This window comes from Niastella sp., from assembly GCF_045805085.1.
Taxonomy (GTDB): Bacteria; Bacteroidota; Bacteroidia; order Chitinophagales; family Chitinophagaceae; genus Niastella.
In genome coordinates, this window is record NZ_JBJMLX010000449.1 from 1 (window position 1) to 6,398 (window position 6,398).

Sequence of the window (6,398 nt, forward strand, 5' to 3'; positions counted from 1 at the left end):
ATCTGCGAGCGTTTTCCGTAAACCTTCTTCTTTACAATACACTTTATCCCATTTGTTAATGCCGATGATCTGGTTAAGCCGGGCAACCAGCTCTTTATAATCCTGGCAAAAAACAAATTTTCCCTGAAGTCTGGTGAACCGTTCGGCGAATTCTAAACCCAGATCCTGTTGAGAAGGGTGGTAAACAGAACTATTGCCTTCGCTTTCCGGAAAAGGGAGAGGCGTTGAACTTGTCAACGCCTTTCTTATTTTTTTTAAAATATTTTCTTTTGCTGGAGAAACGTTCATAACAACAATTATGTAGCAGGGTGATTTGTAACGTTGCTGTCGTAAGGAGGGACACCTTCGCTGATGGCTCCTTCGGCATGGCCTTCGCCATCTACATCAAGTGTTTTCTTATCTGTAAAGGGTCGTTTGCCAATCAATGCTTCTACATCACTTTGAAACAACACTTCTTTTTCGAGTAAGGCTTCGGCCAGTTTTTCAACCTGTATCCTTTTCTCAGTAAGTAATTGTTTTGTTTTTTCATATGCCTCTTCTATCAGCTTACGTACTTCCTCATCTATCAGCTTCGAAGTTTCTTCAGAGTATGGTTTGGTGAATGAATTTTCCTGGGCAGGATCGTAGAAACTTACATTACCCACTTTTTCATTCATGCCATATATAGTAACCATCGAATAGGCAATACGGGTGATCTGTTGCAGGTCGTTCTGTGCACCGGTTGATATTTTATGGAAGAAAATATCTTCACTGGCGCGACCGCCCAAGGTCATACAAACCTGGTCCATTAACTGATCGGTATTGTACAGGTATTGCTCTTTGGGTGTATACTGTGCATATCCCAGTGCGGCAACGCCTCTTGGTACAATGGTCACTTTCAATAATGGATACGCATGCTCCAGGTACCAGCCGCAAATAGCGTGACCAGCTTCGTGATAAGCGATGATGCGTTTTTCGTCGGGGGAAATAATCTTGTTCTTCTTTTCCAAACCACCGATAACGCGGTCAACTGCATCCTGAAAGTCGTCCATTTCAACGGATTGCTTTCCTTTACGGGCGGCAATCAGGGCGGCTTCATTACAGATGTTAGCTATATCGGCGCCGGCAAAACCTGGTGTTTGTTCGGCCAGTTTATGAATATCTACTTTTTCAGAAAGCTTGATCGGTTTCAGGTGCACTTTGAAGATGTGCTCACGACCCTTCAGATCGGGTTTGTCGATTGAGATCTGACGGTCGAAACGGCCGGGACGCAGTAACGCGCTATCCAGTACATCTGGACGGTTGGTAGCTGCGAGTACGATGATACCGCTTTCGCCGCTAAAGCCATCCATTTCAACCAGTAACTGGTTCAGTGTGCTTTCGCGTTCGTCGTTGCTCATGATCGCGTTCTTACCACGTGCGCGGCCAATAGCATCAATTTCATCTATGAAAATGATACAAGGTGCTTTTTCACGGGCTTGCTTGAACAGGTCGCGAACACGGCTGGCGCCCACCCCAACAAACAGTTCCACGAAATCACTACCGCTCATGCTGAAGAAAGGAACCTGTGCTTCACCGGCCATGGCTTTTGCCAACAGGGTTTTACCGGTTCCGGGAGGACCTACCAGCAATGCACCTTTTGGAATTTTACCACCGAGCGAAGTATATTTCTTGGGATTCTTTAAAAAGTCAACGATTTCCATTACCTCTACCTTGGCTTCATCGAGACCGGCCACATCGGCAAACGTGATGTTTACTTTTGTGCCTTTATCGAACAGGGTAGCTCTTGATTTACCAATGTTGAAGATACCACCGGGGCCACTGCCGCCGGAAGCACCGCCACCCATTTTTCGCATCAACATTACCCAGATGAGCACGATCACAACAAGGGGTAATAAGAATTGGATGATGGAACCGAACCATTCTCCTTCCTGGATGGGTATGTTTGCAACCCGGGTAAGTTCAGGATGTTTCTCGAAGTAAGCGTTCAGTTCTTTATTAAAATCATCGGCTTTAATGACCTTGAATTCGAATTGCGGGCCTTTATCACCTACGCTGGTCCAGGAGTTTTTTGAAAGCTGATCTTTGTACTTATCTATTTTCTCTTTCTTGATAAATACCCGAACCGTATTTTTATTGGTAACTGTATTAAGCTTATCTACATCCCCATTATCCAACATTTTGTAAAACTCGAGGTCGGTAATGGTTTTGGCGTCTGGGGCAAAGGAACCAAATAATTGAAAGCCTACTAAAACTGCGAAAATGATAGCCCAAACCCAGTAAATATTGAATTTTGGACCTTTCCGCTGTCCGCCACCGTCTTCACGTGGTCGTAAGCGAGGGAAATTGCGGTCGTTCTGTCTTGACTCGTCTTGTGACATAGTATATTGTTGCTTGTCCTTGGTTTTCTAGATAAAATAATTAATGATTGACGACCCTAAATTGTTCGCCTAAAAAGCTGTTAGTTAATCATTATTTCGCATAAAGCCGCATTTTAACAATAAATTTTGCAGGGGGCTTTAATATTCTTCACCTTCAGCATCCATCCACATTTCTTCCAGCTTGTAGAACTTGCGGGTTTCGGGCTGCATGACATGCACGACAACATTAACATAATCGATTAGTATCCAGTGAGCTGCCTGTTGCCCTTCGCTATGGAAAGGTGCTTCATCAACTGTTTCTTTTACATGCGCCTGTACATAATCAGCAATGGCCTTTACCTGGGTGGTACTGCTGGCTTCACAAATAATAAAAAAGTCGGCAACAGCTTCGGGAATTTTACGCAGGTCCAACGACACAATATGTTCTCCCTTCTTTTCCTTTATGGCGTGAATAATTGCTTTGAAAATCTTTGAATTTTTTGTTAACCGGGCTACACTATTTCGTTTACGACGGGTAGCTAACAATGAAACTACTTCCAATAATCCTGTGTTTAAATGATCAATGTGTTTTAGGTTCTGGTAGTGAGGAGCTTTGCAATCTGGCTCGTTATCTTCCCTGACCGCGGGAAGTGACTACTGATATTAAAATACGAATAAATTCGCTTATTACCGCATTTCTTCCTAAACGCTCAAGGCTAATTCCTAATTTCGCGCATCCCAAAAATAATAATCTTTTGTCACATCCTGGTCAGGATGCCCCTATTGGTCATCCTTATATAATATTACCAACTATAGACAGCACCAACAACTATGCCATGCGGCAAATACAAGCCGGATTGGCAAGTCATGGTGCAACCTGGTTTGCCCTGGAGCAAACAGCCGGTAAAGGACAACGTGGAAAAAGCTGGTTAACAACCCCTAATCAGAATATTATGCTTAGTTCGGTTATTGTACCTGGCTTATTGCCCAGCCGCCAGTTCTGGCTGTCTGCTACAGTAGCCCTCGCCTGTTATGACTTTTATAAAAAATATGCCGGGGATGAAACGGCTATCAAATGGCCAAATGATGTGTATTGGCGTGACAGAAAGGCAGGTGGCATTTTAATAGAAAATGTATTCCGTGGCGCCGACTGGTTATATGCCGTGGTTGGTATTGGAATTAACATTAATCAGGTTGTTTTTGATCCCGGTTTACCCAACCCGGTTTCATTAAAACAGGTCACCGGGAAAGACTTTGATGCCGCCGAATTAGGTAAGGAACTCTGCCAGGCGCTGGAGCGCCGGTACCGGCAATTACAGGCAGGCGGTTTTGAAACCATCATGAAGGAGTATCAACAGGCATTATACAAATTACATCAGTCAGTTACCTTGAAAAAAGGCGCCGTTTTGTTTGAAACCACCATTATGGGCGTTTCCGACAGCGGCCGGCTGCTAACCAAAGACGTGATGGAACGGGAGTTTGATTTTGGTGAAGTTGAGCTGGTAATACGATTGTGAAAATTAGCAAATGAAAAACCCCGCCGACAGGCAGGGTTTCCCATTTATAAGCAGTTTTCCCATTTTCACATTTGCTAATTATTTTTTCTTTCTGTTAACCTGAAACACCCTCGACAGGTTAAAGCCGAACCGGATATCACCTTTCCAGAAATTATCTGTAGTGCCGGTGAGGAAGGCTTTTTCGTTCATACCGGTACTGTTGCTAAAATGTAACTGAAATACGTGGCCACCGGTTTCAATATCAAAACCTGCAGATATAGGATCTTTTGTTCCCGGCTCACGTCCTGCCAGGATGGGATGATAATCTACCACAAACGCAGTGCGCTTAGATAATTTCAACCGGCCACCGATCCCTAATGCCCAGGTATTGTTGTCCTGATCGGCTTTGGCTACCAGGTTACGGTGAACCATTATGGGGCTAACCTGCAAACTGAAAGCATTGCTGAATTTGCGGCCGATGATTATTTCGTGGTAATAAGCTACACGCGAAGAGAAATAGTTTTTCCGGGTTGTATCTGTCCAGGGCATGGTTTGAACGGCAGCGCCGGAGACCCATATTACTGAAACCGGTGAACCGCCGTTTGCTCCCTGGCGTATGGCGCGAAATTTAAAAAAGGCATCCAGTTCTTTATTCAATGTACTTCTTCCTATGCCCACGCTTAAATTATCGGTTATACCGTAATCAAAACCCAGTCGCATACTGGCCTGGTCTAAACCAAAAAATTGTTTAGCGCCTTCACTCAAAAGGCCAAAGCGATGCAGAATGCGAACATCCAGCACTCCTTTGCCTAACATTTCCATAGACTGGCCATTGATAACGCGAGTTGATTTGAAAGCGCCCGTAGCATATTCTTTTTTTGCAGAATCCCTGACCATGCTTAACAGGTCTTTTTCCTGCGCCTGAATGGTATTGGCCGCCGTAATAACAAAACAGGCAGTCAATAGTATGTAGGTTATTTTGCTCATATCGGTTGGTTTTTTAGTTTGGTTCGTGCAGTTTATTGTTTCAATGGTTCCAGGGTACAGTTCACGGTAATGTTTATTGTATCCGACATATTTTCTGCTACCGATCCAGGAATGTCAATATCGTACTCAGACATCAGAATCTTAAATTTTGAAGCGGCGATCAGTTTACCGTCCTTCACAGTGATCTTACCATCAGCCTCTACATCTTTTGTTTGTCCATGCAAAGTGAGCTTGCCTTTTATGTGAACAGTATAACTACCATCTTTTGCGTAGTTTACTTCACTGTTATTAGTGATTTGCCCGCGAAATTCTGATTTGGGGTATTTATCGCTTTCTACATAGTTTTCATTGAAGTGTTCCTGCATCATTGCTTTTCTGAATTCAAAGCCTTTCATGAGCACTGCAAACTGAATGTCACCGGTTTTTGAGTCGAGTACACAGGTGACACTGCGATGAGTGGCCTCTATGGTTTCAATAACGCCTTTTGAAGAAAATTGAATATTGCCGCTTTTGGTGAAGAATTTATCCTGCCCCATTAACGACGCCGCCATCAATATAAAGCAGCACGATATAATGCCTTTCTTTATTAAGAAACTCATGGTAAAATATTTGGTTTTAACAATTGTTTAGTTGGCTATAACGCAGCGGTTCAACTGAACATCTGAGCCCAGCAGTCCGGTTTCATCTTTATTAAACCCGGTAATCGCTCCTTTAATGGTTATTACTGCGCCTTTCTGTAACGAACCTATGGTGGAATTGGCCGTGCTGTCTATTACACAACGCACACCCGACATATCACTGGTGTCGCCCAGCACAATGGTACTCTGTGCTGATTCTACATTCTTAACCATGCCTTTTACCGATAAAATTTTATTCAGGTATTTTTTGTTAGCCGCATCCTCACTGCTAACAAATTCTTTGATCAGGTCTGTAGCGTTTACAGAAAAATCAGCACGTACATCAGCGAGGCCCTGAACGGTTCTGTTAAACTGATACCAGCCATAACCGCCAGCCAACGCTATAACTACTACTATACCACCAATGATTGTCCTTTTTTTGTTCATGGAAGAATGTGAATTTAATTATTGGGTGTACCCGAGTCAACCCAACAGCTTATAGATTTTATTTGGCTTGTTGTAAGCGAGCCCTCTTTCGGCATAAAACGGGAAATCACTGCTGATTTTATTTGTGTTGCTGCATTTTTTATTTGTGTATATGATGTAAGCGCGCCAGGGCCATTGAGGCTGCCTGAAGCATGACATTCGGGTTTGGCACAACTGGATTGAATGATGGGCATCACATCAGCTGCAAATGTTGCATTTACCCCATCGCAGGTTGAAGACCCATATAAGATCTCTTCCTTATCATTATAACAACCATAAAATAATAACATACCGCATGCTAAAACGCCTGTAATTTTTTTAATCATAGTATCGCAATTAAATCAGCTTTTAAGGAGCTTACTTTGTTTTTCAATAGTGAATGCATCCAAGCATTTTTCTATGGAGTTGTACGATTAACCGTTTCATTTGGTTGCCTTTCATTGATATTCCTGTATAACTTATAGTAGTAATAA

Annotated in this window: 7 protein-coding genes and 1 pseudogene; 1 reads left to right on the forward strand and 7 read right to left on the reverse strand. The window is 43.1% G+C overall.

Annotation, left to right across the window (positions count from 1 at the left end):
- From ACJ751_RS23715 to rsfS, 3 genes and pseudogenes are all read right to left on the reverse strand, one after another.
- A pseudogene (locus ACJ751_RS23715) lies at positions 1-288 on the reverse strand (lactate utilization protein B/C); the annotation flags it as partial.
- A gap of 8 nt (positions 289-296) precedes the next feature.
- Positions 297-2,360, reverse strand: a complete 2,064-nt coding sequence (gene ftsH, locus ACJ751_RS23720) for an ATP-dependent zinc metalloprotease FtsH (protein WP_407748020.1) — start codon at positions 2,358-2,360, stop codon at positions 297-299.
- A gap of 138 nt (positions 2,361-2,498) precedes the next feature.
- Positions 2,499-2,900 (reverse strand): ribosome silencing factor, encoded by a 402-nt coding sequence (gene rsfS / locus ACJ751_RS23725; protein ID WP_407748021.1) that lies wholly within the window; start codon positions 2,898-2,900, stop codon positions 2,499-2,501.
- Positions 2,901-3,094: 194 nt separating this feature from the next.
- On the opposite strand from rsfS, the gene ACJ751_RS23730 reads away from it, so the two are divergent.
- Entirely contained in the window at positions 3,095-3,856 is a 762-nt protein-coding gene (locus ACJ751_RS23730) for a biotin--[acetyl-CoA-carboxylase] ligase (RefSeq protein WP_407748022.1), read from the forward strand.
- Between the two features lie 78 nt (positions 3,857-3,934).
- Here the strand turns inward: ACJ751_RS23730 and ACJ751_RS23735 are convergent, their stop codons facing one another.
- Genes ACJ751_RS23735 through ACJ751_RS23750 form a run of 4 tightly spaced genes read right to left on the reverse strand, consistent with a single transcriptional unit; the run spans position 3,935 to position 6,251 of the window.
- The gene (locus tag ACJ751_RS23735; protein ID WP_407748023.1) at positions 3,935-4,822 is read right to left on the reverse strand and encodes a DUF5777 family beta-barrel protein; all 888 of its coding nucleotides are present in this window, start codon (positions 4,820-4,822) and stop codon (positions 3,935-3,937) included.
- 32 nt (positions 4,823-4,854) lie between these two features.
- A complete protein-coding gene (locus tag ACJ751_RS23740; protein WP_407748024.1) occupies positions 4,855-5,421 on the reverse strand; it encodes a YceI family protein in 567 nt (188 codons plus the stop codon).
- Positions 5,422-5,448: 27 nt separating this feature from the next.
- A complete protein-coding gene (locus tag ACJ751_RS23745; protein ID WP_407748025.1) occupies positions 5,449-5,886 on the reverse strand; it encodes an OB-fold protein in 438 nt (145 codons plus the stop codon).
- Between the two features lie 14 nt (positions 5,887-5,900).
- On the reverse strand, positions 5,901-6,251 hold the full coding sequence (locus tag ACJ751_RS23750) for a hypothetical protein (RefSeq protein ID WP_407748026.1): 351 nt from the start codon (positions 6,249-6,251) through the stop codon (positions 5,901-5,903).
- Between the last annotated feature and the right edge of the window lie 147 nt (positions 6,252-6,398).

Excerpts from the sequence above, each read along its gene's own strand:
- ftsH (WP_407748020.1), bottom strand. The coding sequence starts at position 2,360 with ATGTCACAAGACGAGTCAAGACAGAACGACCGCAATTTCCCTCGCTTA.
- ACJ751_RS23735 (WP_407748023.1), bottom strand. The coding sequence starts at position 4,822 with ATGAGCAAAATAACCTACATACTATTGACTGCCTGTTTTGTTATTACG.
- ACJ751_RS23740 (WP_407748024.1), bottom strand. The coding sequence starts at position 5,421 with ATGAGTTTCTTAATAAAGAAAGGCATTATATCGTGCTGCTTTATATTG.
- ACJ751_RS23745 (WP_407748025.1), bottom strand. The coding sequence starts at position 5,886 with ATGAACAAAAAAAGGACAATCATTGGTGGTATAGTAGTAGTTATAGCG.
- ACJ751_RS23750 (WP_407748026.1), bottom strand. The coding sequence starts at position 6,251 with ATGATTAAAAAAATTACAGGCGTTTTAGCATGCGGTATGTTATTATTT.